Here is a 24,481-nt window from a genome sequence, read left to right as displayed (position 1 = left end):
CGCGACACCGAAAGGACGAGCGACCGCCATGAGCACCACGCCACCGAGTTTCGAGACGACCGTCGCCGACATCTGGGTGGACCCCCGCTGCCCCTGGGCGTGGATCACCTCACGCTGGATGCTGGAGGTGGAGCAGGTCCGGCCGCTGGAGACCCGTTTCCACATCATGAGCCTGTCGGTCCTCAACGAGGGCCGCGAGGTCCCGGAGAAGTACCGCCAGGGGATGATCGACGGCTGGGCCTGCGTGCGCGTGTGCGTGGCGGCACAGCAGCGCCACGGCAACGAGGTGCTGCGCCCCCTCTACAACGCCATGGGCCGGCTGATCCACCACGACAAGGCCGGGCTCGGCCCCGACATGATCAGCGCCGCCCTGGCGGAGGCGGGTCTGCCCGCCGACCTGATCGAGGCCGCGGAGGAGACCTCCTGGGACGAGCCGCTGCGCGCCGAACACCATCAGGGGATGGACCCGGTCGGCTCCGAGGTCGGCACCCCCGTCATCCACGTACCCGGCCCGGACGGGAAGCCGCTGGCGTTCTTCGGCCCCGTGCTCACCCCCGCCCCTCGTGGTGAGGCCGCCGGAACACTCTGGGACGGAGTGCTGGCCGTGGCGAGCACCGACGGCTTCTTCGAGCTGAAGCGCGGCCGTGACCGCGACCCGATCTTCGACTGAGCCGGCTGTACGGACGTCGGGGGCCCTGATGACCCCCGCGGGATTCGAGGCAAGATGAAGAGCAGGCAGAACGTACTCACGGCGGTCGTGACCGGCCTGGCTCCGGCGGTCTGGGGCAGCACGTACCTGGTGACCACCGAGCTGCTGCCACCGGACCGGCCGCTCCTGGCGACCACCATGCGGGCCCTGCCCGGCGGCCTTCTCCTGCTGGCCCTGGGCCGGAAGCTTCCGGCCGGCGTCTGGTGGTGGCGTGCCCTGATCCTGGGCGTGCTGAACATCGGCGCCTTCAACTTCCTGCTCTTCTTCGCGGCCTACCGGCTGCCGGGCGGCATCGCCGCCATGATCATGTCGGCCCAGCCCATGTTCGTCGTGGTCCTGGCCGCCCTCTTCCTCGGGGAGAGGATCAGAGCCGTCCATGCTCTGGCCTGGGCCATGGGCGTGGCGGGGGTGGTGCTCCTGGTCTTCAGGGGCACGGCGTCGCTCGACACCCTCGGAGTGCTCGCCGCGATCGGCGGAGCACTGTGCATGGCCCTGGGCATCACGCTGACCAAACGGTGGGGCCGGCCGGAGGACGTCGGAGTGCTGACGTTCACCGGGTGGCAGCTCACCGCGGGAGGACTGGTCCTGCTGCCGTTCTGGCTGGCGCTGGAAGACCTCCCCGACACGCTGACCGGCTCCAACGCCATCGGATTCGCCTACCTCATCATCTTCGGCGCGGTCCTGAGCTACATGGTCTGGTTCCGGGGCATCGGGCGGCTGCCTGCCGTCGCGGTCTCCTTCCTCGCCCTGGGCAGCCCCGTCGTGGCGACGCTGCTGGGCTATCTCGTCAAGGACGAGACCCTTTCCGTCCTCCAGATCGTCGGCATGGTCGTCATCTTGGCGGCGATCGTGCTCGGCCAGCCGCGCGCACCCAAACCGAAGGCGGCGGGGACCTCCCCCGCCCCACCCGATACCACCGTCTCGCACGTCCCCGACCAACCCGCTCTGGAACAGGAACGCAGCGGATAACGGCGGGCGCACCGTCCCTCGCCATGTCCTCCCCGCCGGATCCCGGCGGCCCGAGGCATGCGCGTACCCACGCCTGACCACATCCGGAGAGATGACATGACCCTTCAAGAAGAGACCAACCCACCCGCCACGTCGCAGAATCAGGTGTCCCCGGCCAGGGGGTGGCCGGGCGTGGCCGCCATCACCGCCAGCCTGTTCGTCTTCCTCACCACCGAACTGATGCCGATCGGCCTTCTCACCCCGCTCAGCGAGAGCCTCGACGTCTCGGTCGGCGCGGCCGGCCTCATGGTCACGGCTCAGGGCATCGCGGCCGGCCTCGGAGTGCCGTTCATCGTGGCGTGGAGCCGGCGCGTCAACCGGCGCAAGCTGCTCGTCACGCTGCTGGCTGTGCTCGCCGTCGGCAACCTGATCACCTCGGTCGCACCGAACTACCCGCTGATCCTGGGCACCCGCCTGATCATGGGCTTCGCCAGCGGTGTCTTCTGGGCCATCGGTGTCACCATGGCCATGCGGATCGTCCCGGAGAAGCACGCCAACCGGGCCGCCGCCGTCGTGATGTCCGGCATCTCGATCGCCACCGTCGTCGGCATTCCGCTCGGCACGCTGCTGGAGAGCGCCGGCGACTGGCGCACCACGTTCCTCATCTGGTCCGCCCTGAGCGCCGTCGTCCTCATCGCCGTCGCCGTCGCCGTCCCGTCGCTGCCCTCGGCCAACGCGGTCTCGGTCCGCGAGGTCTTCACCCTGCCGCTCAAGAATGTGCAGCTGCGGGTGGTCCTGATCATGGTCGTCTTCTTCGTCCTCGGCCACTTCGGCGCCTACACGTTCGTCCGGCCCTTCCTGGAGGAGAGCACCTTCGCCACCGTCGGCTTCATCACCGTCGTCCTCATCGTCTTCGGTGTCGGCGGCGCGGTCGGCAACTTCATCGGCGGACACACCGTCAACAAGAGCCTGCACGGCAGCTTCATCGTGGGCGGCCTGATCATGATCGCCTCCCTCGTCCTGCTGCTGACCATCGGCGCCGACAAGGTCGGCGTGATCGCCGCCATGATCCTCTGGGGCCTCGCCTTCGGTGTCGTCCAGCTCAGCCAGATCAACATGACGCTCGCGTCCGCACCTCAGCAGTTCGAGGCCGCGATGTCGCTCAACACGATGGCCTACAACACCTGCATCGCCCTCGGCGCCCTGATCGGCGGCCTGTTCGCCGACCACGTGGGTGTGTCGAGCGTCGTCTGGTTCGGCATCGTCCTGGTCGCTCTCGCCGTGATCCTCCGCGCCGTCACCGGACGCGGAACCGTGCCGACGAGCTGACCCCTCCCGACCACCGGAGCGCGGTCCGGTCCCGCCCTCGCCCGAGGACGGGACCAGGAGACGGACGTCGCGCAGCTCCGGGCCGTGTCCTCCGGGATCCTCCACCCGCTCGCGGCAGGTCTCTGCTACTCGGCTGCCGGTCCTGTCGAGCACCAGGGCCGGCGGCCGTGCCGCGATAGGATCAAGCCCGGGTCCTGACGGCAGATTCGGGTCAACAGTCGCTGATGCAGGGCGATTTACCGCCGGTCGCGCCGCCGCCACGACAACGGTGTCGCGGCCGGCGCCCGGAACACCGAGTGAGTGGAGTGCCAGTCATGCGTGGAGGCAGTGTCGCCGTGGTCGGCGGCAGCATAGCGGGGTGTGCGGCGGCTCTCGCCGCGTCGCGCGGAGGGGCGGAGCGGGTCACCGTGCTGGAGCGCGCCGATGACCGGCTCCGTGACAGAGGCGTGGGGATCGCCCTCCACAGCGACCGGTACGACGAGCTGCGGGAAGCCGGATACGTCGCCCCGGAGATGCCCTGGGCGCCGCTGACCCGGCGGGTGTGGACCGTGCGCGACGGCGAGGCCGACCACGGCCGGGTCATCGGCCAGCAGCCGTTCCCCTTCCGGGCCTACAGCTGGGGCTCGCTGTGGAGCGAGCTGCGGCGCCGGGTGCCCGAGGAGGTCACCTACCGGTCCGGTGCGGTGGTCACCGGGGTCGAGCCGGACGCCGACGGGGTGACGCTGCGGCTCGCGGACGGGTACGAGGAGCACTTCGACGTGGTGATCGGGGCGGACGGATACCGCTCCGTCGTCCGCGAGGCCATGTTCCCCGGCGCGGACGCCACGTACGCCGGATACATCGGCTGGCGCGGCACGTCGCCGGACGTCGCGGACCTTCCGTCGGACGGCAACGACGCGCACAACATCGTCTTCCCCGGCGGCCATTGCATGATCTACCGCATCCCGGACGGCGTCGGGGGGCACCGGCTCAACTGGGTGCTCTACACCGCGCCCCCGCAGACCGACGGCCTCCACCCGGACCTGCGGACCCCCACCTCCCTGCCGCCCGGCCGCCTCAACTCCGAGCTCACCGCGCATCTGCGCGCCCTCGTCGCCGACAACTTCCCGCCGTACTGGGCGGCCCGGGTCCTCCGCACCCCCGCCGAGACCACCTTCATCCAGCCCATCTACGACCTGGAGGTGCCGCACTACACCTCGGGCCGCCTGGCGCTCGTCGGCGACGCCGCCAGCGTCGCCCGGCCGCACATCGGCGGCGGCAGCGTGAAGGCGCTCCAGGACGCCACGGCGCTGGAGGCCGCCTGGGTGGCCGGGGACAGCTGGAAGGAGGTCCTGGACAGCTACGACGAACGGCGTGGAGCCGTCGGGGCCGCGATGGTCGCCCTCGCCCGCCGGATGGGCGACGCGCAGGTCGAGAACACCCCCGACTGGACCGCCATGGACCAGGCCGCGTTCGACGGGTGGTGGCAGGCACAAAACAGTGGCTCAGACCGGCGCAGCGGCTTCGGCGGGCACAGCATGAAGGCGCGTTAGGGCGGGAGGAGTCGGGGGCGGCGGGTCGGTCGGCGCGGGGGTGCCGCCGCCGCTCTCAGGCTCCCGTCGCCGTCAGCTCCAGCGCCGCGTGCAGCGCCGTCGCGTCGGCGCGGGCCTCCTCCCCGGACAGGCGCAGCGTCATCCGCCCCGAGGTGAGGACCGTGAGCGTACGGGCGCACGCGGCGGCCTGCGCGGGGCTGGGGGAGACCAGCAGGACCGCGATGCCCTCGGCCGCCAGCGTGGTCACCAACGCGTCGATCTGCCGCACCAGTACGGGCGCCAGACCCTCCGTCGGCTCGTCGAGCAGCAGCACCCGCGGCGAGCCGAGCAGCGCCCGGGCCAGCGCCAGCATCTGCTGTTCGCCGCCGGACAGATCCGTACCCCGGTTGCCCCGGCGCTCGCCCAGCCGGGGCAGCAGCTCCAGCACCCGCGCGGGGGTCCACACGCTGGGGCGGCCGGTGTCGCCCCGGCGCGGCGGACGGTAGGACAGCCGCAGATGCTCGTCGACCGTGAGCCCGGCGAACACCCGGCGCCCCTGCGGTACGAGACCGATCCCCGCCCGGGCGATCCGGTGCGCCGGCTGCCCGGTGACCTCGCGGCCGTCCAGGCGTACGGTTCCGGCGCTCGGCCGCATCAGCCCGGCGACGGTGTGGACGAGCGTCGTCTTGCCCGCGCCGTTGTGGCCGACGACGGCATGGACCGTACCGGCGGGCACCGACAGGTCGAGGCCGTGGAGGACGGTGCCGCCGTGGTAGCCCGCGGTCAGGCCGGTGAGTTCGAGCATCGGGCGTCGGTCATCCTCTCGCGTCGGTGGGGGACGGGCAGACGGTCGGGATCGTGGCGGGCCGGGCCCCGTCCGGGCCCGCCGACGGGCCGGTGCCGTGGTACGCCTCCCGGACCTCCGGGTGCGCCAGCACCTCCTGGGTCGCCCCGTCGACCAGCACTTTCCCCGCCGCCAACACGGTGACGGACGTGGCGAGTTCGGCGACCACCTCGACATGGTGCTCGACCAGGACGACCGCGACGTCCGACGGCAGCCCGCCGATGATGCCGAGCAGCCGGCCGATGTCGCCGTCGGTCAGCCCGGCCGCCGGCTCGTCCAGGAGCAGCAGACGGGGGTCGCCCGCCAGCGCGGCGGCGAGGTCCAGCATGCGGCGCTGCCCGTGCGAGAGCGTGGCGGCCGGCCGGTGGGCGAGGTCCGCGAGGCCGACCGTCTCCAGATGGCGGCCCGCCGACTCCTTGTGCAGCCGGTAGCGGGACGGTCTGCGCCATGCGCCGCGACGCCGGGGGTGATGCGGCCAGCCGGCCAGGACGACATTGTCCAGCACCGACAACTCCGCGATCACCGATGGCTGTTGGAAGCTGCGGGCGATACCGAGACGGCTCCGCCCGGCCGTGGCCTTGCGGGTGATGTCGGCGCCGTCGAGAGCGATCGTGCCGTGGTCGGGCCGGTCGGTCCCCGCGATGAGGTTGAGCAGGGTCGTCTTGCCCGCCCCGTTGGGGCCGATGACGGCGTGCCGGGCCCCCACGGGCAGTCGCAGGCTCACGTCGTCGACGGCGGTGAGCGTGCCATACCTGCGCGTGAGCCGGTCGAGGACGAGGACGGGAGGGGGCGTGGTGGTCGGTTCGGGCGTCGGTGTCATGGGGAGACCTTCCCGGCGGGGGACGGGGCGGGCGTCGACGGGGGCTGCTCGCCGCCTCCGGAGCCGCCGCCCCGCAGACCCGCGAGCCCGCGCGGCAGCACGTACACCGTCGCGACGAACAGCACGCCCAGCAGCAGCGGCCCGTGGCCCGGCCAGGAACCGGCGACCCAGTCCCGGGTGGCGACGATGAGCCCGGCGCCCAGCAGCGCGCCGATCACCGACGTCGTACCGCCGATGACCACCGCCAGCAGCGCGAACGCGGCGATCTCGAACCCGACGTCGGCCGGGGAGAGATACTGCTGCACGGTCACCATCAGCGAACCGCCCACACCGGCCAGCGCGCCCGCGCAGACGTGGGCCACCAGCAGGTATCGCCCCACCGGGTGCCCGGAGGCGCGCATCCGGGCCTCGGCGCCCCGGGTGCCGGTCAGCAGCTTCCCCGCCGGGGAGCGCAGGACGAGCAGGGTGAGAGCGACGGCGACGACGGCCACGACGAGCGCGTAGTTGTACAGCTCGCTCTCCTCCATCATTCCCTCCCCGCCCCACAGCGCCTGCGTGGCGGGGAACCCGACGAGGCCGTCCGCGCCGCCGGTGACGGACTTGAGCTGGTTGACGACCGCGCCGGTCAGCTCGCCGATCGCGAGCGTGATCATCAGTACGGTCGTGCCGCGGGCCCGGATGACCGCGGGCCCCACGACCGCCGCGAAGACGGCGGCGGCGAGCGCCGAGAGGACGATCTGGACGGGGCCCACGGTCCACCCGGCGTCCGCGAGGTTCGCGGTGGCGTACGCGCCCACGGCGAACGGCGCGGTCTGCCCGAGGGTGGGCAGTCCGGCGTACCCGGTGAGGACGGTGACGCTGACCGCGAGCAGCCCCAGGGCGAGGGCGGAACCGGCCAGCGAGATGCTGTACGCGTCGAGCAGGGCGGGCAGGGCGATCAGCACCGCAAGCAGGACGAGCAGCGGGGCGGCCTGCCACCACGCGGCCTTGCCGGGCAGCTGGGAAGGCCATGCCGGGGAGGGGTTCCTCCCCACCGTCCCGTCCCGCCCTCGCCGCAGCCGCGCCGCCAGCTGCCCCCGGATCCGGGCGATCGGGTCCGGAGCAGGCGCCTCGGAGCCGTGCCCAGCCCCGGCCCCCGCCGGCTCCGCGAAGCGGGAGCGCAGCACCAGCACCGCCGCCATCGCGGCGAAGAGCAGATACGGCGCCAGCTCCGGCGCCACCGAGACGCCCAGCGTCTGCACCTCGCCCACGGCGACCGCCGCGAAGAAGGTCGCCCACAGCGAGCGCAGACCGCCCAGCACGACCACCACGAGCGAGAGCATCAGCACGGTCTCCGACGTACCGGGGCCGGGGCCGATGATCGGCGCCCCGAGCACGCCCGCCGCGCCGGCCAGCGCACCCGCCGCCGCGAGGACACCGGTGTGCACGGCGCGGGGGCTGTGCCCGGTGGCCGCGAGCATCTGCGGATCGTCGGCGGCGGCCCGTACCGCCGCACCCATCCGGGTCCGGGTCAGCACCCACGTCCCGAACGCCGCCAGCAGCACGGCCATCACGATGAAGCAGAGCCGGTACGCCGGGTAGCGGTGCCCCAGCAGCGTCACCGAGGAGTCGAGCGCCTCCGGTACGCGGACGGGGAGTTCGTCCGCACCGAAGAACTGGATGAGCAGATCACCGCCGATCAGGGCAAGACCGAACGTCAGCAGCGCCTGCGCGAGATGCCCACGCCGGGCGAGCGGCGCCGTCGCCGCGGACAGCCCCGCCCCGGCGACGCACGCCGCCGCCGTTCCGGCCGCCAGACCGAGGGCGAGCCCGCCCCAGGTCCCGTCGCTCAGCTCGGCCCCCGTGTACGCGCCGATCGCGTACAGCGTGCCGTGCGACAGATTCAGCACACCCGCCGTGCCGAAGGCGAGACTCAGACCGGCGGCGACCACGAACAGCAGCAGCCCGAAGGCCACTCCGTCCACCGCCGGTACGAGGTGGGCGTCCAGGAGCTCCATGTCAGCTGCCGAGCGTCGCCAGGTCCTGGACCATGACGTTGGCCAGCTGGGAGCCGTCCGGCCGCACCTGGCGCAGGTACCAGGTCTGCACCGGCGAGTGCGCCTTGTCGCCGAACTCCCAGGCGCCGCGCGGGCTGTCGATCTGACCGAGACCCGCGATGGCCTTGTTGATGGTCTGCGACGTCACGTCGCCGTCCTTCGCCGCGTCGGCGATCGCCTTGTCCAGCACGGCCGCCGCGTCGTAGGACGCCATCGCGTAGGTGGTGGGCTGCGTGTCGTGCTCGGCCGTCCAGTCGGCGGCGAACTTCCGGTTGGCCTCGTTGTCCAGGTCGGCCGCGTAGTTCAGGACGGAGTAGATGTCCTTCGCGGCGGGGCCCTGCGCCTGGAGGACGCTGCCCTCGGTGACGAAGGCCGTGTACAGCGGCAGATCGGCGATGTCCGACTGGGCGTACTGCTTGGCGAAGTCGATCGCGGCCTTGCCCGCGTAGAAGCAGTACACCGCCTTGGCGTCCGTCTTGGCTATCTCCGCGAAGTACGGCATGAAGTTCGTCGTCTTCGGGAACGGCGTCCAGGTGGTCTTGCCGTTCGGATTGGCGAGCTTCCCCTTCACCCGCTTGAACTCATCGGTGAAGCCGCGGAGTTCGTCGTAACCGCCCTGATAGTCGGGGCCGATCGCGTAGACCGGTCCGTCGACCTTCTCCTTGATGTACGGGGCGATGGCCTTGCCCGGCTCGTCGGACAGGAAGCTCGTGGTCCACACGTACTCGATGTCCTTGACCGGCGGCCGGGCGTTCGACCCCAGGAAGGGGATCTTCGCCTGCTGGGTCAGCGGCAGCACCGCGTTGACCGAGCCGCCGCCGACGAGGCCCGTCAACACGTCGACCTTGTCCTTCTTGACCAGCTTGGTGGCCGCGGGCACGGCGGTCGGCGGACCGTCGCCCTCGTCCGCCACGATCAGCTCGACCTTGCGGCCGCCCAACTTGTTGCCGTGGGTGTCCAGATACAGCTTGAAGCCGTCCCGCAGCTCCGTGCCGACCGGTTCGTAGGTGCCCGACAGGGAGGCCACCAGGCCGATCTTCACGGTGTCGTCGTCGGAGCCGCTGCCACCGCCGCTGCAACCGGTGACGGCGGCCAGCCCGAGGGCGAGGGCGGCGGCACCGGCCGGGCGGAACCGGACTCTGCGGCGGCGGGGAGCGGAGGGGGCGAAGGGGAACATGAGAACTCTCATCGGGGAAGGGAGGGGAGGGGGAGGGAGATTTATCAGGGGGGGCGTTCAGCGTGCGGGCGGGAGGCTCGCGTCCCGGACCTCGGGCGACAGCGAATCGCCGACCTGGTTGATCAGTTCGGACATCATGTAGCTGACCTCACCGATGTCCGCGTCCCGGGTCGTGGTGACGAGCAGCGACGCGCCGCTGGAGACCGCCATCGAGAACATGTAGCCGCCCTCCATCGCGGTGAGGCTGTGCTCCACCGGGTCGGTGTTGGTCAACTGTGCTGCCGCGGACAGCAGGTTGACGACGCCGGACGCGATGGCGGCCAGCCGCTCCGCGTCGTCGCGTTCCACGCCGGTGTACGCCAGCGCGAGTCCGTCCACGGACACGGCTATCGCCTGGGTGACTTCCGGGAGGCGCCCGGCGAAATCGCTCAGGATCCAGCTCAGGTCGGAGGAGGTGGTCATTTCTCGGTCCGTTCGGTGTGGTCGTCCGGGGCGGAACGCCCCCGGTGGTTCGTACTTCTGTTGATCCCCTGGGCGTAGGCCGCCAGTACGTCGGAGACCTGCCGGGAGTCCCGGCGGCGCGGCGACGGCCGCGGGGCGCCGGCGCCCGGGCGCTGTTCGGCCCCGTCGCGTCGGCCCGCGGCGGGCCACTGCTGGGGCGCTCGGCGCTGGCGCAGGGGCAGCCCCGAGGAACTGACCCCCGCGACACGTGACACCGGCTCGTCGCGCGACGCGGGCGTCGTGCCGTGCCCCCGGTCCCGCGCGCCGCCGTCCGGCCGCTCGTCCTCGCGGGGCCTCTCGTGGCCGGGCGGGGCCTCCCGGTCGCCGCCGTCCGCGGGCGCGGAGGCCCCGGCGCCGACGCCCGAACCGATGCCGATGCCCGTACCGGCACCCGGGCCCACGCCCGTACCGACACCCGCGCTCACGCCCGTACCGGCTCCGACGCCCGCCCCCACCGGTGTGCCGTGGTGGTCGGGCCGTGCCCCCGGTCGGGCCGGCTGCCGGCGGCCCTGCGGTCCCGGGGGTGTGATCGGCCGGGGCGTCTCGTAGCCGGCGTGGTTGCCGATGCCGCCCTGCGACGGCCCCTGGGTCTCCTTGAAGTCCAGGGCCAGCACCTTCGAGGGCAGCGTGACCTCGGCGATGGTGCCGGGGCCCGAGGAGTCGCGGAGTTCGACAACGATGCCGTGGCGCGCGGCGAGCCGGGCCACCACATGCAGGCCCATGGACCGTACGTCGCCGATGCCCGTCTGCGGTTCGAGCAGCGCGGCGTTGTGGACCGCGCGGCGCTCCGCCGTCATGCCCACGCCCTCGTCGACGATCTGCACGACCGCCCGGTCCCACAGCCGCCAGACGGCGACCCCGACCTGCTTGTCCGGGGGTGAGTACCGGGTCGCGTTGTCGAGCAGCTCCGCCAGGATGTGCGCCACGTCGTGGACGGCGCGCGCGGTGATGCCGATCCCCGACTCGATCACGCCGAGCGAGACGCGGTCGAACCGCTCGATCTGCTGGGCCGCGGCCACGATGACGGTGGAGCACCCCACATCGGCCGAGCGGACCCGGGCGTTGCCGTAACCACCCAGCACCAGAAGGTTGTTGGTGTTGCGCTCCATGCGCACCGCGAGGTGGTCGAGGGCGAAGAGGGCCTTCATCCGTACGGGGTCGGCCTCGTCGCGCTGCACGGTGTCCAGCTCGGACACCATGACCGCGGTCAGCCGGGCGCCCCGGCGTGCGACACCGACCAGCGTCTCGGCCAACTGCTCGTGTGCGTGCGCCTGTTGTGCGGCGAGCCGGACGGCTTCGTGGTGGACGGCGTTGAACGCCTCACCGACCTCGCCGATCTCGTCCTCGCCCGTGGTCTTCACGGGGTCGCCGGTGCGCCGGGCCACTTCCTCGGGCGTGGCGCCGCGCAGCGCGCCGGGCTGGGACAGCTCGCTCATCACGGTGGGCAGCCCGGAGTGGGCGACCTCGTGCGCGGCGTTGCGCAGATCGCGCAGCCGCCGGATCATGACGCGCCCCAGGCGGATCGCGACCACGACGACGCCGACCAGGGTCAGCACCACCAGGGCGACCTCCGCCCCGGCCGTCCAGATGAGGGTGGTGCGGACGTCGGAGACCTGGGCGAGCACGGCCGCGTCGACCCGCTTCTCCACCGAACGCAGCAGCTCCTGGCGGTCGTTGGCCGCCTTCTGCCACGCCTTCGGGGTGACCGTGATGTCCTTGCCGGCGCCGGTGCGCCCGATCTCGTCCTCAAGGCGCCGGGCCTCCAGGGCCTTCGCCCCGGAGAGGGTGCGCTCCAGCCAGGTCCGCCAGGCGCCCGGACCGAGGTCGAACATGACGCCGATCGATTCGGTGTAGCCCATCCGGCCGGCGTCGAAGGTCCGCTGGGACGCGATCGTGAACCCGCCCGCGGCCTGCGCCCGCGCCACCGTGACCTGCTGCTGGGCGGTGTGCTCGGCGGCCTCGGACAGGGCGGCCGCGGCGCGGATCCGGTCCGCGATGTCGGCGTCGACGCCGTCCGCCTGCGCGATGCCGTCGCGGTAGCTCTTGAGGTCGGCGATCACGATGCGGTAGCCGAAGGCGAGGGCGGAGACGGTGCTGCTTCCCGAGCGGACCTGGGCGCGCAGCCCGGGCATCTCTTCCGCGAACCGCTCGATACGGTCCAGGGCGCTCTTGGCGCTGCCGGGTACGGCGGAGAGTTCCTTGGCCCGGCCGCGGAACTCGGTGATGCTCCGGTCGGTCTCCTCCGTCCGTAACCGGAAAGCCTCCGCGCTTCCCTGTTCGGAGACCAGGGCGGTGGCCGCCGCCCGCTCGCGCTGGAGCCGGTAGGTCAACTCACTCGCTTCGTCGGCGACTTCGATCATCGAGGTGAGCCGTCCCGCCTGGAGCGCCTGGTTGGTCGCGGGGGCGAGGGCCAGTACGGAGAAGGCGACGGCCACGGTGAGCGGCGCGGTGACGAGGAGGACGAGGCGACGATTGATTTTCACTGCGCGGCTCCATCGCCGGAACCGGGCTTGAGTATCGGTGACACGCGGATACCTGTTAACGGGTCGTGGGGGGTGTGCCGGTGGGTGGTGTGTGGCGTCGGTGAGGGCATGCCGCCGGGGGAGTGATGCGGGTGGGACGGATGAGGCCCCAGGGGCACGCGCGGCATGATCCTATGCCGTACGACGCGCCTCAGGATGGGTAAATCATCGAAATAAATGCACACCGACCGCACGACGGTGGGTCTGCTTCGTTCACAAGTGAGCAGAAACCAAAGCGTTTTGACTCCTGGGCACGCCGGGTCAAACCTGCCGTCAGCGCGAACATCGCATGTCATCCTACGAGTTGCGGAACGGGAAGCGCCGGGGCGCCGGGCACGTGGGGGGACAGCGTCGATGGAACGGGACGGGTTCATCTCGTACAGCCATGCCCGCGACAGGGAGTTGGCGCAGGCCCTGCAACGGGGGATGCACAAGCTCGCCCGGCCATGGACACGGCGTCAGGTCATCAGCGTCTTCCGGGACACCACGAGTCTCTCCGCCAACCACGACCTGTGGTCGTCCATCCTCGGTGAGCTCCAGCGGTCCCGGTACTTCATCTACCTCGCATCGCCCGAGGCGGCGGCCTCGCGCTGGGTCCAGAAGGAGATCCAGTTCTGGCTGGACAACCGGTCGCCGGACCGCATCCTCATCGCGGTCGGCTCCGGTACGGTCCACTGGGACCCGGTGGCGGGCGACTTCGACTGGTCCCGGACGACGGCACTGCCGCGCATGCTCGAAGGGGTGTTCCGGGCCGAGCCCCTCTGGGTGGATCTGGCCGAGGTCCGCCGGAGCCGGAAGTTCTCGCTGCGCCAGCCGGAGTTCAGAAGCGCGGTCGCCGCCCTGGCCGCTCCCCTGCACGGCCGCGGCAAGGACGAACTGGACAGCGAGGACCTCCAGCAGCGTCGTATCGCCCTCCGTCTCCTCCGGGGCGCCGTCGCCGTCCTCTCGCTGCTCCTCGTCACCTCCCTCGCCGCGGGCGGCTATGCCTGGCAGAAACGCGGCGAGGCCCTGGACCGGGCCCGCGTCTCCGCGTCGCAGGCACTGGCGGCCCACGCCATGGAACTGGCGGACACGGATCCGCGGAAGGCCGCCCAGTTCGCCCTGTACGCGGCGGAGGCCGAGCCGACGAGCGAGTCGGCGCGGGCGCTGGCCCGGGCGCTGGAGGCCAACAGCAACGTCGCCCGCCATCTGCTGGGCGGGCTGGGCGCCGCGGCCGCCTACACCGGCTCGGGGGGTGCCGCCGCCACCCAAGTCGCCATCAGCGGCGACGGCAGCACACTGGCGTACTACTCGGACCTCGGCGGTGGGGTGGAACGGGGGCGGGGTGTGCGCATCTACGACATCCGCGAGGGCAGAGCGATGAAGGCGCTGAAGGCCCAATGGGGGCTGGGCGGAGGAGCACTGGAGCTCAGCGCGGACGGCCGGACGCTGATGCTGGAGACCGCGAACAACAGGATCCAGATCTGGGACGTCCGGAGAGCGAAGTTGCTCCGCACGATCACCGCGAGTGCGGGCGAAGAGCTCGCACAGGCGCACCGGCGCCTGCACGCATACGCGTTCTCCGGCGACGGCCGGTGGGTTGCGGCCACCTACCGGATACCCGGCGAAGACGACACACCGCAGCTCAGCGTCTGGAACGTCCGCACCGGCGAGCGTGTCGGTCACCGACCGGTCCCCGGGGATCACCGGCAGGCGGGGGGAGATCTCCGGCTCTCCTTTGCCGCGGATTCCGGTCTTCTGATGGCGGCAAACGCCTCTCGAGGAACTCTCAGCACGTGGGATCCGAAGACTCGGCAGTGGGAGACGAGAGGCAGGCCGCTGGACATCCCGGTCAAGGACCGCTGGATTGCTTTCGCGGCAGGCGGCGGCGGTACGGCCCTGTTCGGCTCGACGGACAAGGGCGCGGCCGAGCTCTGGGGTTTCTCAAGAGGTGAGCGGCTCGCCTCGGCCACGGGTTCGCTGCAAGAGGCCGTCCTCCCGGCGGACGGCTCCGGTCCGGTCGTGGCCGCCCAGGGAAGGCAGGTCTCCCTGCTCGACTCCAAGCTGCGCCGGCTGCGCACCCTGGGCTCGTTCGGCTGGCCCGTCAGGAGCGTCGCGGCCTCGAACGACGGCCGCTGGGTGGCCGCCGGGTCCGGTGACGGGGCCGTCTCGCTCTTCGCCACGGACGGAGCGGGCTTTCACCGGTCCCTGCCGAACGAGGAGCGTCTGAAGGCGGGTGAATTCGATACCGACGGAGGGGTCGCCCACCGGTCCGGACCGAGGGGTACGGAGCTCTGGGCCGTCTCCGAAGGAGCAGGCGGATTCCGGAAATTGGGCCGGATTCCCCGCCCGGTCCGTGAACAGGACACGGCGATCGCCGCCACGAGCGACGGCAGCCGGGTCACCGTGGTCGACCGGGGCGTGTTCTCCTCCTGGGACCCCCGCACCGGGGCACAGGTGGGAGAGGAGAAGGTGTTCGAAGACTATGAACCCGAGTCGGGCCAAGGGCTGCGTCTGTTCTATCTGCCGGACGACGTCCATGTGGTGACCGCCTGGAGCAGCGATGTTCTCCTGATCGACACCCGGACATGGAGCGTGAGACAAGTCCTCGCCGAGGACGACGTGCTCCAGCCGCTGCTGGCCATGAGCGGCGACCGGAAGACCCTGGCGGCCGTCGATTGGGTCCAGGGCGAAGCGCACGTGTGGCGGTGGACGGGCAAGGGCCGCTTCGAGGAGGTCATGAGGGGCGGAGGGCTTGCCTCAGCCATCGGGATCTCGAGAGCCGCCGTCAGCCATGGAGGCGAGAGGCTGGCCTCGGTGGACGCCGACGGCCGTATCTCGCTCCTCGACATCCGTACGGGCCGGGTCGTCCTCAGCCCCGTGGTCCAGGAGCAGGGACTCCAGGACCTCGTCTTCAGCCGTGACGCCCGCACCCTGGCCCACGCCTTCACCACCGACAGCCGGAGCGGGCTGGAGTTCTGGGACGCGAGAAACGGTGAGCACCTGGGGCAGTGGGCGCTGGAAACCCCCGCACCGCCCGCCGACGTGACGGAACCCTCCCTCCGGATCGCGTCCGGCCCCGGCGGTGATGTCCTCACCCTGGACTCCGGAGGGACCCTTCTCCGCCGCTCCCTCGACATTGCGGACTGGCGCGCGAAGCTGTGCGAGATCGTGGACGACCCGCTGAGCAAGGAGGACTACGACCGGTACCTGAGCGATCTGACCGTCGACGCTCCCTGCCGGTCGTAAGGGCCCTGGGGAGGCGCGCTACCCGGTGACGCGTGGCTCCCCAGGGGTGAGCAGGCCGTCCTCGCCCACCCGCCACACGGTGACGGCCTTGCCCGACGGGCAGCAGGTGCCGTCCATCGGCCGGTGCCAGGACTCCTCGGCGGTCACCCGGCCGGAGGCCAGCGCGATGTCGTCGAAGCCGCTGGCCTGGCCACCCTCGTACTTCTGGGGCGTGACCGTGCCCACGAGCCGCAGCCGCCCCTGCTCGCCGGCGAACACCACATAGGCCCAGGCGAGCCGGCCGCTCGCCGTCTCACCGCCCGTGTCGCAGCCCACGCGCATCGCCGCCTCGACCCGCTCGTCCCCGAGGACATCCCCGTACACGACTTCGTCGGGGTACTGCTCGGCGTGGACGGAGCCGTGGGTGTCCGACCGTACGGTGGCCTCGCCGGAGGTGAACGAGATGAGGCCCGGCACATCGCAGAAGTCGCCCGGCACGGCCGTGTGGGCCCAGTCCATGTCGCGGAGGTCCGCGGTCGCGGCGCCCAGGGAGCCGGTGTCCGACGCGGTGGGCGACGGCTCGGGCGTCTCGGACGTCCCGTCGTAGGAGGACGGGGAAGTCCGGGGCACCTTGGGGTCGGGGGCGGGGGACGAACAGCCCGCGGCGAGGGCGGCGACGAGTGCCGCCGCGCAGGTCAGCACGGAAGGACGGTGCACAGGATCCTCCAGGGGCGTGTCAGGCGCACGGGGGGTCGTAGGGGCGGTCGGGGAGGTACTCCTTCCACTGGGCCTCGGTGATCGGAGCGGACTGGGCGCACAACTGCTGGAGGATGGGGCCGACATCGGTACGCCACAGCTGGGTGCCGTCGTCCGACGACACGGCCAGCAGGCCACCGTCCGGGCTGAACGCCAGCCCCGAGGGGCGCGTGCCGGTCCCGGCGAGCAGCGCGATCTCCCTGGGTACGGAGGGGTCGGCGACGTCCCACAGTCGGACGGAGCCGCTGTTCTCGTCCACTCCCGCGAGCATGTTCCGCACCGGATCCGCCGCGAGATGGGTGAGCGCGCCCGAGTGCCGCTGCGACGCGCCGAGCCGCTTCGGCCGCCGGGCGTCGGTGATGTCCCAGGCCGTCATACCTCCCCGTGCGTCGCCGACGAAGAGCGTGCCGCCGTCCGCCGTCGTGGCGAGGGAACCGGTGCGCGACGGCCCGACCGGGACGGACCCCCTCCGCACCGGCCGGTCCGGGCGGCCGACGTCCCACAACTGGACGGCCTTGCGGTCGCGCACGGAGGCGATCAGGGCCCGGTCCCCGGCGAAGACGAACGAGGAGGAGCCTTTGTAGTCGATCAGGGCATCGGGTTTCGCGGGCGGCAGCTCGGCCTTCGAGCGCGGGCGGTCGGGATCGGTGACGTCCCACAGCCGTACGGCGCCGAGCGGTTCGCGGGCGGCGAGGAGCCGGCCGTCGAGCCCGAACACCACGGTCTGGGGGTCCTCCACCTCGCGGAACCGGGCGTGTTCGCGTCTCCGCCCGGGCGTGCTCACATCCCAGAGCGAGAGCGGATGCCCGGCGGCGAGGGTCCGGCCGTCCGGGCTGAACGAGTAGTCCTGGCCGCCGCTCCGGAAGGAGGGGAGCGTGGCGAGACGCCGGGGTTCGGGGACCCCGTCCACCTTCCAGATGGCCCCGGGCCGACCCGTGACGACGACCCCGCCCGTGGGCGCGAACGGCTGCGGGGACAGCCCGTCCCCGGGCAGGAAGACGTGTGCCGACGAACGCCGCGCACCGTGGACGTTCCACAACCGCACGGTGTTGTCGCTGAGTTCTTCGCTGACCGTGTCCCAGGCGGCGGAGGCGAGGGTCCGCCCGTCCGGGGAGAACGCGAGGGAGTTGACGACGAACGTGTGCCCGTCGAGCGCCTCGCCCTGCCGGGGCCGGAACGGGTCGGAGACGTCCCACAGATGGACGGTCCCCTGGCTGTCCCCGGTCGCCAGCGTCCGGCCGTCGGCGGAGAAGGCCGCCGCGCGGACGCTCTCGCTCGGACTGTGCAGCGCGGTACGCAGTTCCGGCCGTCGCGGACGGGCCATGTCCCACAGACGTACGGTGCGGTCCTCGCCGGCCGTGGCGAGCAGATGGCCCGAAGGGCTGAAGGCCACCGCGGCGGACGGCGCGTCGATGGTGGTGAGGGTAGACAGCTCACCGGACCCGGACACCCGCAGGATGCGCACCTTGTCGTCCGCCGCACCGGTGGCGATCAGGGTGCCGTCCTGGCTGAGCGCGGTATCCGAGCCGAGGGAGACCGTGACACCCGAGGACACCCCGGTCACCCGGGGGCGGGCCGGGTCGCGGACGTCGACCGCGGCCACCCGCGTTCCGGACCCCACGACCAGCACGGACGCCGCCTCGTCGAAAGCGAGGTCCCGGACGGTGCTCAGCGTCCACGCGGAGCTGAGCTGCCTCGGCCTCCGCCGGTCCGACAGGTCCCAGATCCGCACCTCTCCGGTGTTGCCGCCCTCGGCCAGCAGACGGCCGTCCGAGGAGACGGCGACGGCCAGGGGGCGGCTGCCGCCCGGTGGGAGCTGGGACACCTGTGCGCCCGTCCGGGCGTCGAACAGGGCGAGCCCGTCGCCGGAGGAGGCGACGAGCAACGACCGCGAGACGAAGGCGAGGGCGCCGGAGGAGTGCCGCGCAGGGACCACCCGGGGAATGTCCGCGCTGGTCAGCAGAGCCCCGACAGCCTGCTCGGTGTGCGACAGACGGTAGGCCTCGACGAGGAGTTGGCGGGCCAGACCGGGCTGGGCGTGCTGGATGGTGGCGGCCTCGGCCACCAACTGCCGTGATGTCGCCGACAGTTGCCGGGTCGCCGCGATGTCCGCCTGCCGGTCGGCCGCGAGCCCCAGCCAGGTGGCGGTGGTCAGCAGCAGCGCGAGGACCAGGATCGTCGCTCCCGCCGTCCGGTTGCGCCGCTTCCTCAACTGGAGGTGATGGCCGATGAGATCGGACTTCGACCGGCCCTGGACGGGGGCGACGAACTCGGCCACGTCGGCCACCAGCCGGGGGTCGTTGACCGGGACGGAACCCTGTTCGTCGATCTGCGCGCGCAACCATCTCAGGTCCACCCAGCGGGGGCATCCGGGTGCGGCGGCCAGCACCCTGTCCGTCTGCTCCCGGGGCAGGGCGTCGGTCCGGGACCAGTCGAAGTCCCGCGCCGCCGGATCCCACTCCAGGTCGCCGTCGGTCCAGGCGAGGAGGATGCGCCCGCTGTCCTTGTGCGCCACCCACCAGTCGATCTCGGCGCGCACCCACGGGGAGGCGGCGGCCTGGGGGGACGCCATGACGATGAGCCAGGCGGAGCGCGAGAGGGCCTTCTCGATGCCGCCCTGAAGATCGGGGCCGGCGCTGAGATGCGTCGTGTCCCGGAACACCCTCAGCCGCACGGGGCGGTACCAGGGACGTCCGAAGTTCTCCATCCCCCGCTGGAAGACGGCCGCGACATCACGGTCCAGGTTCTGGCTGTACGAGATGAAGACGTCGTAGCCGTCGTCCTGCGCCCCCTGAGCCCCCACCCCGCCGCCCCTTCAGCCCCGGGTGCGGGGGAGGCCGGCGGCGGATGACCTGTCGTCGCTGTCGCCATCGTCGGCCCCGGGCGAACGGGGAGCGGGGACGACGCCGATCAGCGCCTCGGCCTCCCGTACACCGGCGAGCCGGGCGAAACCGATGGCGTACTCGTGGATGTCCCGCTGCACTTCGCGTAACGCGGCCCGGCACGCCGCGTTCTCCGGCCACGCCGATTCCTGCCCGTCGGGGTGCGCCCGCTCGAACTCCTGGAGCCGGGGGTGCCAGTGGGAAAGGAACGGCCTCAGCGCCTGGTTGAGCATCGTGATCGCCAGATACTCCACCGTCTGCCCGCTCGGCACGGTGGCGGAAGGACGGCTGGCCTTGAGCGTCTCGCGCGTCGTCGCGAAGAGCCCGTACATCGAGCTGAGCGCCTCCCGGACCACGCCCTGGTCGCTGGCGAGCGGCTGGGTGGACACCCGCGTCACCGTCTCCACGAACATCTGCCAGGCCACCTGCCGGGCATCGTTGTTCACGGCGAAGGTGAGCTCGCTCAGCTGAGGCACCGTCACCTTCACCTCGGTGAGACGGGCGGTGCGCTGGTACCACTGGACCGCCAGCACCGCCGCCGCGCCCGCCATGCCACCGGTGATCGCGAACAGGCTGCGGTTCGTCACCTGGGTCAGACTGAACACCCCGAGCCCGGTGAGCGCCCCGATGGCCGTGGCGCCCAACAGCCGGAACGCGGTGCCCCGCAGGATCCGCCACCTCGGGCCCGGTCCCGCTCCGGGCTGCGTTGCGCTCATCCGTTCCCACCGGTCCCTCGTGCCAGGCGTCATCGTGCGACGTACTGCCCGGCGACGTGGCCGGGCAGTACGAAGATGCAGTACGAAGATATCGCCAACAGCGGTGCTGCGGGCCCGAACGGATCACCTGCGGGGCCGCTCACCGGGTCCGGGCCGTCAGACTCCGGACAGGGCGTACGTACCCGTACCGTCCTGCCTGCCGCTGGAGTACTGGCGGATGAACTCCCCGTCCGCGTAACGGTCGTGGCCCATCATGGAGCCGGTGTACTTGTTCTGCACACCGATCTTCGAACTGCCGGGCACGTCACGGTAGATGTAGAACCGCTGGAGGTCGTCCTCCGCGCAGGGAGCCGTCATCAGGGCCGCCCGGTCGGTGGCCGCGTTCTGCGGGGTGATGGTCGCGCACCAGCCGCTGCCCCAGTTCCACAGGGACGCCTCGATGACCCCGTTGCTCTCCGTCACGTTGCACAGACGCCAGTGGTCCAGGTGGGCGCTGAAGATCGTCGAGGGGCGCAGGCGGACACCGTCGCTCGCCAGGATCGGAGCGCCCCAGGACAGCGGCTTGCCGGGTACGGCGATCTTGTAGACCTGGGTCTGGCAGTCGAGAGCGGCCCGTGCGCCGAGCCCGGTGGCCCGGGGCTGCTCGGCGGGCGCGCCGCCGGCGAGAGCCGGGGGCTGTGCGAGGCGGTTCTGCTTCTGCCGCGCCGTCGGCGCCACCGCACCCGCCGGGTGCTCGGCCTTCGCGGTGGGCGAGCCGCAGTCGAGGAGGCTCTGCGCCTTGGCCATGATGCTGCCCGCGGGCACCGTGTCCTGGCAGCGCACCGCGCCTTCTTCCAGGGTGGTGTAGGTGGTGAAGCTGCCGGCGCCGGGCCCCTCGGCCCACTTCAGGGCCCAGCTCCCGTCACCCTGCTGGGTGCGGTTGCAGTTCAGGCTTCCGTAGGTGCCGGTGACCTTCTTCGTGCCCTTGTAGACGCCGTAGTAGCCGGGTTGGCTGAAGTTCCAGGTGATCGAGCTCGACTCGCTGCTGGTCGAGGAGTAGTCGACCTTGACGTTCAGGCCGAGGCTCGCTCCGACCTGGCCGAGGGTCTCGGCGGCGAAACTGCCCTCGACGCCGCCGTTGAGGCCGACGGAGACCGAGATGGTCGTCTCGACGTTGGTGACGACGGAATGGGTGCCGGTCGTGCCTTCGGTGACGAACCAGCCCTTGAAGTGGGTGATCGTCGGGGACACTTCGGTGCTCTTGATGTACGGGTGCCGTGTGCCGAGGTCGGCCGCGGTACAGGAGTCTCCGAGCTGGGGCGCCGCCGTGGCCGCGGGCGCCGCGGCGGCCGGTGAGGCGGCGAGACCCATGACGGCGACCGCTACGGCGGCCGTATGCGCGGTCACCGTCATGAGTGATCTTCCGATGCGGCTGATGGACCCTGTGGACCCTGTGGAGCGCATAGTTGTCTGTTCCCCCCGGTCGTGTGTCTGGACAGAGGTGAATGTAGTGGCCACAGGGGGTGACGGAGTGAGTGCGGAACTAGCCATAAAAAATCATGGAAGGTCCTATTCCGCCCCTGATGAGGGTCCTTGTCGGGGCGGAACCGCGATCAAACCTCAGATGTCCCTGAAGATTTCGATCTGGGCGCCCACCGAGTTGAGCCGCTCGGCCAGTTCCTCGTAACCGCGGTTGATCACATACACGTTGCGGAGTACGGAGGTGCCCTCGGCCGCCATCATCGCCAGCAGCACCACCACGGCGGGCCGCAGGGCGGGCGGGCACATCATTTCGGCGGCGCGCCAGCGGGTCGGGCCCTCGACCAGGACCCGGTGGGGGTCGAGGAGTTGGAGGCGGCCACCGAGGCGGTTGAGGTCGGTGAGGTAGATCGCGCGGTTGTCGTAGACCCAGTCGTGGATCAGGGTCTGGCCGTGCGCGGCGGCGGCGATCGCCGCGAAGAACGGGACGTTGTCGATGTTGAGGCCGGGGAACGGCATCGGGTGGATCTTGTCGATCGGGGCCTCCAGCTTGGAGGGCCGCACGGTCAGGTCCACCAGGCGGGTGCGTGCGTTGTCGGCCGCGTACTCCGGGGTGCGGTCGCAGTCGACGCCCATCTCCTCCAGGACGGCGAGCTCGATCTCCAGGAACTCGATCGGCACCCGGCGGATGGTGAGTTCGGACTCGGTCACCACGGCGGCGGCCAGCAGGCTCATCGCCTCGACCGGGTCCTCGGAGGGGGAGTAGTCCACGTCCACGTCGATCTGCGGGACCCCGTGGACGGTGAGCGTCGTCGTACCGACCCCGTCGACCCGTACGCCCAGGGCCTCCAGGAAGAAGCACAGGTCCTGGACCATGTAGTTGGACGAGGCGTTGCGGATGACCGTCGTGCCGTCGTGGCGGGCGGCGGCCAGCAGGGCGTTCTCGGTCACCGTGTCGCCGCGCTCGGTCAGCACGATGGGCCGGTCCGGGGCGACGGTGCGGTCGACCTGCGCGTGGTACAGGCCCTCGGTCGCGGCGATCTCCAGGCCGAAGCGGCGCAGCGCGATCATGTGCGGTTCGATCGTGCGGGTGCCCAGGTCGCAGCCGCCCGCGTACGGCAGGGTGAACTGCTCCGTCCGGTGCAGCAGCGGTCCCAGGAACATGATGATCGACCGGGTCCGGCGCGCGGCGTCGGCGTCGATCGCCGCCAGGTCCAGCTGCGCGGGCGGCACGATCTCCAGGTCCACACCGTCGTTGACCCAGCGGGTGCGCACCCCGATGGAGTTCAGCACCTCCAGGAGCCGGAACACCTCCTCGATCCGGGCCACCCGGCGCAGCACCGTACGCCCCTTGTTGAGGAGCGAGGCGCACAGCAGCGCGACGCAGGCGTTCTTGCTGGTCTTGACGTCGATGGCCCCGGAGAGCCGCCGGCCGCCGACGACCCGCAGATGCATGGGTCCGGCGTAACCGAGCGACACGATCTCGCTGTCGAGAGCCTCGCCGATACGGGCGATCATCTCAAGGCTGATGTTCTGGTTGCCGCGCTCGATGCGGTTGACGGCGCTCTGGCTGGTACCGAGAGCCTCGGCCAACTGCGTCTGTGTCCAGCCCCGATGCTGACGGGCGTCACGGATGAGCTTGCCGATACGTACGAGGTAGTCGTCTGACATGACGGCAGGCTATCTCAGATATGAGATGAGAATGCTGTGGGGGTGTGCCGTTCGAGTGACAGGTGTGTACCGGCGCGCGCGGCCGGTTCTTCCCATCGTCGCCCGCGCGGGAGGAGACGGCGCGGCCGGTACGTCCGTACGGGGACGGGCCCGTCCCTTCGGCGCTCAGCTCGCGCGGCCGTGCCGACGGGCGGTGGCGCGCTTCCGATGGGTGAGCTTGATGGGGACCAGGGCCAGCCAGCACCACATGGCCGCGACGGGGGAGACGAGGTAGGCGACCGGCACGGTCGCGGCGAAGAGAGCGGCGGTCGAGGCCAGATCCGCGGTGACCGCCCGGCCCACATCGCCGTGGGCGGCCTCTGCCGTGTGCTCCGTCGCCCTCCGGCCGGTCAGGAACATCGCCAGCTCCAGCAGGTTCGTGACGGCGACCATGCCCGCGTACACGGCCACGGTCAGCGGGCGCGCGGCGTACTCGGAGAGCAGCGCCGTCGGGAACGGGACGAGGGCGATGGCGCCGAGCCACATCAGCGCGAACCGGAGCGCCACCCCCTCGAAGCGCGGGACAAGACGCACGATCAGCCGGTGGTCGCGCCAGAACCCGGCCAGAATCGTGAAGCTCAGGGCGTACGCGCCGAGGTCCGGCAGCGCCCGGCGCACGGCCTCGGTGAACTCGTCCTTGTCGAGCCCCGGTTCGACCTGGAGGTCCAGGACCAGCAGGGTCATCGCGATGGCGAAGATCCCGTCGGACAGGGTCGTCAGACGGTCCGCGCTCTTCTCGTCGGCCGTCTCGGCGGCGGCTCGGGCATCGCTCACCCGCCTCAGGGTGAGGGGGCGCGGAGGCTCACCCCGTCATTACGCCGACGGCGGGCAAGCCGGTCCTCCGGCCTCCGGCTCGTCGAGGACGGCGGCCACGGCTTCGATCTCCACGAGCTGGTCGGCGTAGCCGAGCACGGTGACGCCCATCAGGGTGCTGGGCACATCGTGATCGCCGAACGCGTCCCGGACCACCTGCCAGGCGGCCACGAGGTCCTCCTGCCGGGCCGATGCCACGAGGACCCGGGTGCTGATGACGTCCTCGACCGAGGCCCCGGCGTCGGCGAGCGCGGTCCGCAGATTCGCCACGGCCTGCGCGGCCTGGCCCGCGTGGTCCCCGACGGCCACGGTGCCGCCGTGCTCGTCGAGCGGACACGCGCCGGCGAGGAAGATCAGCCGTGCCCCGGCGGGCGCCGTGGCCGCGTAGGCGTACTCGGCGACGTCGGAGAGGGTACGGGAACGGATCAGCGAAACGGCGCTGGTGCGGGTCACGGTGGGTGCGTCTCCTGCGTGGTCGGGACATCGTGTGCTGCGTGCGGACGGGGGCGATCCTTTCAGCACCCTCGGGCTTCCGCCCCTCC

18 protein-coding genes are annotated in these 24,481 nt (G+C 71.6%); 5 read left to right on the top strand and 13 right to left on the bottom strand.

The genetic code is table 11. The annotated features are described in order from the left end of the window. Positions 1-28 precede the first annotated feature (28 nt). From A3Q37_RS04860 to A3Q37_RS04845, 4 genes are all read left to right on the top strand, one after another. Positions 29-670, top strand: coding sequence for a disulfide bond formation protein DsbA (locus tag A3Q37_RS04860; protein WP_065477925.1), 642 nt, complete (start codon positions 29-31; stop codon positions 668-670). Between the two features lie 54 nt (positions 671-724). After that, positions 725-1,678 carry an EamA family transporter gene (locus A3Q37_RS04855; RefSeq protein ID WP_065477922.1) on the top strand — a complete coding sequence of 318 codons (954 nt, stop codon included), beginning with the start codon at positions 725-727 and terminating at the stop codon, positions 1,676-1,678. A gap of 171 nt (positions 1,679-1,849) precedes the next feature. Then, complete coding sequence (locus tag A3Q37_RS04850; protein ID WP_255311734.1) at positions 1,850-2,986, top strand: MFS transporter; 1,137 nt, start codon at positions 1,850-1,852, stop codon at positions 2,984-2,986. Positions 2,987-3,300: 314 nt separating this feature from the next. Further along, entirely contained in the window at positions 3,301-4,518 is a 1,218-nt protein-coding gene (locus A3Q37_RS04845) for an FAD-dependent monooxygenase (protein ID WP_065477918.1), read from the top strand. 55 nt (positions 4,519-4,573) lie between these two features. Here A3Q37_RS04845 and A3Q37_RS04840 read toward each other — a convergent pair whose 3' ends face one another. The 6 genes from A3Q37_RS04840 to A3Q37_RS04815 are packed head-to-tail and all read right to left on the bottom strand — an operon-like array spanning position 4,574 to position 12,358. Continuing rightward, the gene (locus A3Q37_RS04840; protein ID WP_065477915.1) at positions 4,574-5,302 is read right to left on the bottom strand and encodes an ABC transporter ATP-binding protein; all 729 of its coding nucleotides are present in this window, start codon (positions 5,300-5,302) and stop codon (positions 4,574-4,576) included. 10 nt (positions 5,303-5,312) lie between these two features. Continuing rightward, complete coding sequence (locus tag A3Q37_RS04835) at positions 5,313-6,161, bottom strand: ABC transporter ATP-binding protein (RefSeq protein ID WP_065477912.1); 849 nt, start codon at positions 6,159-6,161, stop codon at positions 5,313-5,315. Beyond that, positions 6,158-8,158 carry an ABC transporter permease subunit gene (locus A3Q37_RS04830; RefSeq protein ID WP_065477908.1) on the bottom strand — a complete coding sequence of 667 codons (2,001 nt, stop codon included), beginning with the start codon at positions 8,156-8,158 and terminating at the stop codon, positions 6,158-6,160. The genes A3Q37_RS04835 and A3Q37_RS04830 overlap by 4 nt, the downstream gene beginning before the upstream one ends. 1 nt (position 8,159) lies before the next feature. Further along, positions 8,160-9,374 (bottom strand): ABC transporter substrate-binding protein, encoded by a 1,215-nt coding sequence (locus A3Q37_RS04825; protein WP_065477905.1) that lies wholly within the window; start codon positions 9,372-9,374, stop codon positions 8,160-8,162. 57 nt (positions 9,375-9,431) lie between these two features. Then, on the bottom strand, positions 9,432-9,836 hold the full coding sequence (locus A3Q37_RS04820; protein ID WP_065477903.1) for a roadblock/LC7 domain-containing protein: 405 nt from the start codon (positions 9,834-9,836) through the stop codon (positions 9,432-9,434). Continuing rightward, positions 9,833-12,358, bottom strand: coding sequence for a sensor histidine kinase (locus tag A3Q37_RS04815; RefSeq protein ID WP_065477900.1), 2,526 nt, complete (start codon positions 12,356-12,358; stop codon positions 9,833-9,835). Before A3Q37_RS04815 ends, A3Q37_RS04820 begins: the two co-directional genes overlap by 4 nt. Positions 12,359-12,751: 393 nt before the next feature. On the opposite strand from A3Q37_RS04815, the gene A3Q37_RS04810 reads away from it, so the two are divergent. Further along, positions 12,752-15,625 (top strand): TIR domain-containing protein, encoded by a 2,874-nt coding sequence (locus A3Q37_RS04810; RefSeq protein ID WP_065477897.1) that lies wholly within the window; start codon positions 12,752-12,754, stop codon positions 15,623-15,625. A gap of 18 nt (positions 15,626-15,643) precedes the next feature. Here the strand turns inward: A3Q37_RS04810 and A3Q37_RS04805 are convergent, their stop codons facing one another. The 7 genes from A3Q37_RS04805 to A3Q37_RS04775 all read right to left on the bottom strand — a co-directional run bounded on the left by A3Q37_RS04805 (position 15,644) and on the right by A3Q37_RS04775 (position 24,392). Then, positions 15,644-16,321, bottom strand: coding sequence for a hypothetical protein (locus tag A3Q37_RS04805; protein WP_065477894.1), 678 nt, complete (start codon positions 16,319-16,321; stop codon positions 15,644-15,646). Between the two features lie 19 nt (positions 16,322-16,340). After that, positions 16,341-19,163: a toll/interleukin-1 receptor domain-containing protein gene (locus tag A3Q37_RS04800; protein WP_065477888.1), complete on the bottom strand. Its 2,823-nt coding sequence runs from the start codon at positions 19,161-19,163 to the stop codon at positions 16,341-16,343. A 12-nt stretch (positions 19,164-19,175) separates the two neighbouring features. Continuing rightward, entirely contained in the window at positions 19,176-19,958 is a 783-nt protein-coding gene (locus tag A3Q37_RS04795; RefSeq protein WP_065477885.1) for a hypothetical protein, read from the bottom strand. A gap of 156 nt (positions 19,959-20,114) precedes the next feature. Beyond that, on the bottom strand, positions 20,115-21,350 hold the full coding sequence (locus A3Q37_RS04790; protein ID WP_176711345.1) for a hypothetical protein: 1,236 nt from the start codon (positions 21,348-21,350) through the stop codon (positions 20,115-20,117). 207 nt (positions 21,351-21,557) lie between these two features. Next, a complete protein-coding gene (locus A3Q37_RS04785) occupies positions 21,558-23,087 on the bottom strand; it encodes a UDP-N-acetylglucosamine 1-carboxyvinyltransferase (RefSeq protein WP_006128374.1) in 1,530 nt (509 codons plus the stop codon). Between the two features lie 165 nt (positions 23,088-23,252). Beyond that, positions 23,253-23,900, bottom strand: a complete 648-nt coding sequence (locus A3Q37_RS04780; RefSeq protein WP_065477879.1) for a TMEM175 family protein — start codon at positions 23,898-23,900, stop codon at positions 23,253-23,255. 39 nt (positions 23,901-23,939) lie between these two features. After that, the gene (locus A3Q37_RS04775; RefSeq protein ID WP_065477876.1) at positions 23,940-24,392 is read right to left on the bottom strand and encodes a RidA family protein; all 453 of its coding nucleotides are present in this window, start codon (positions 24,390-24,392) and stop codon (positions 23,940-23,942) included. Between the last annotated feature and the right edge of the window lie 89 nt (positions 24,393-24,481).

The sequence above is a fragment of the Streptomyces sp. PTY087I2 genome (assembly GCF_001687325.1).
GTDB lineage: Bacteria > Actinomycetota > Actinomycetes > Streptomycetales > Streptomycetaceae > Streptomyces.
The sequence above is the reverse complement of the archived record's forward strand: the minus strand, read 5'-3'. Positions and strand labels throughout refer to the sequence as shown.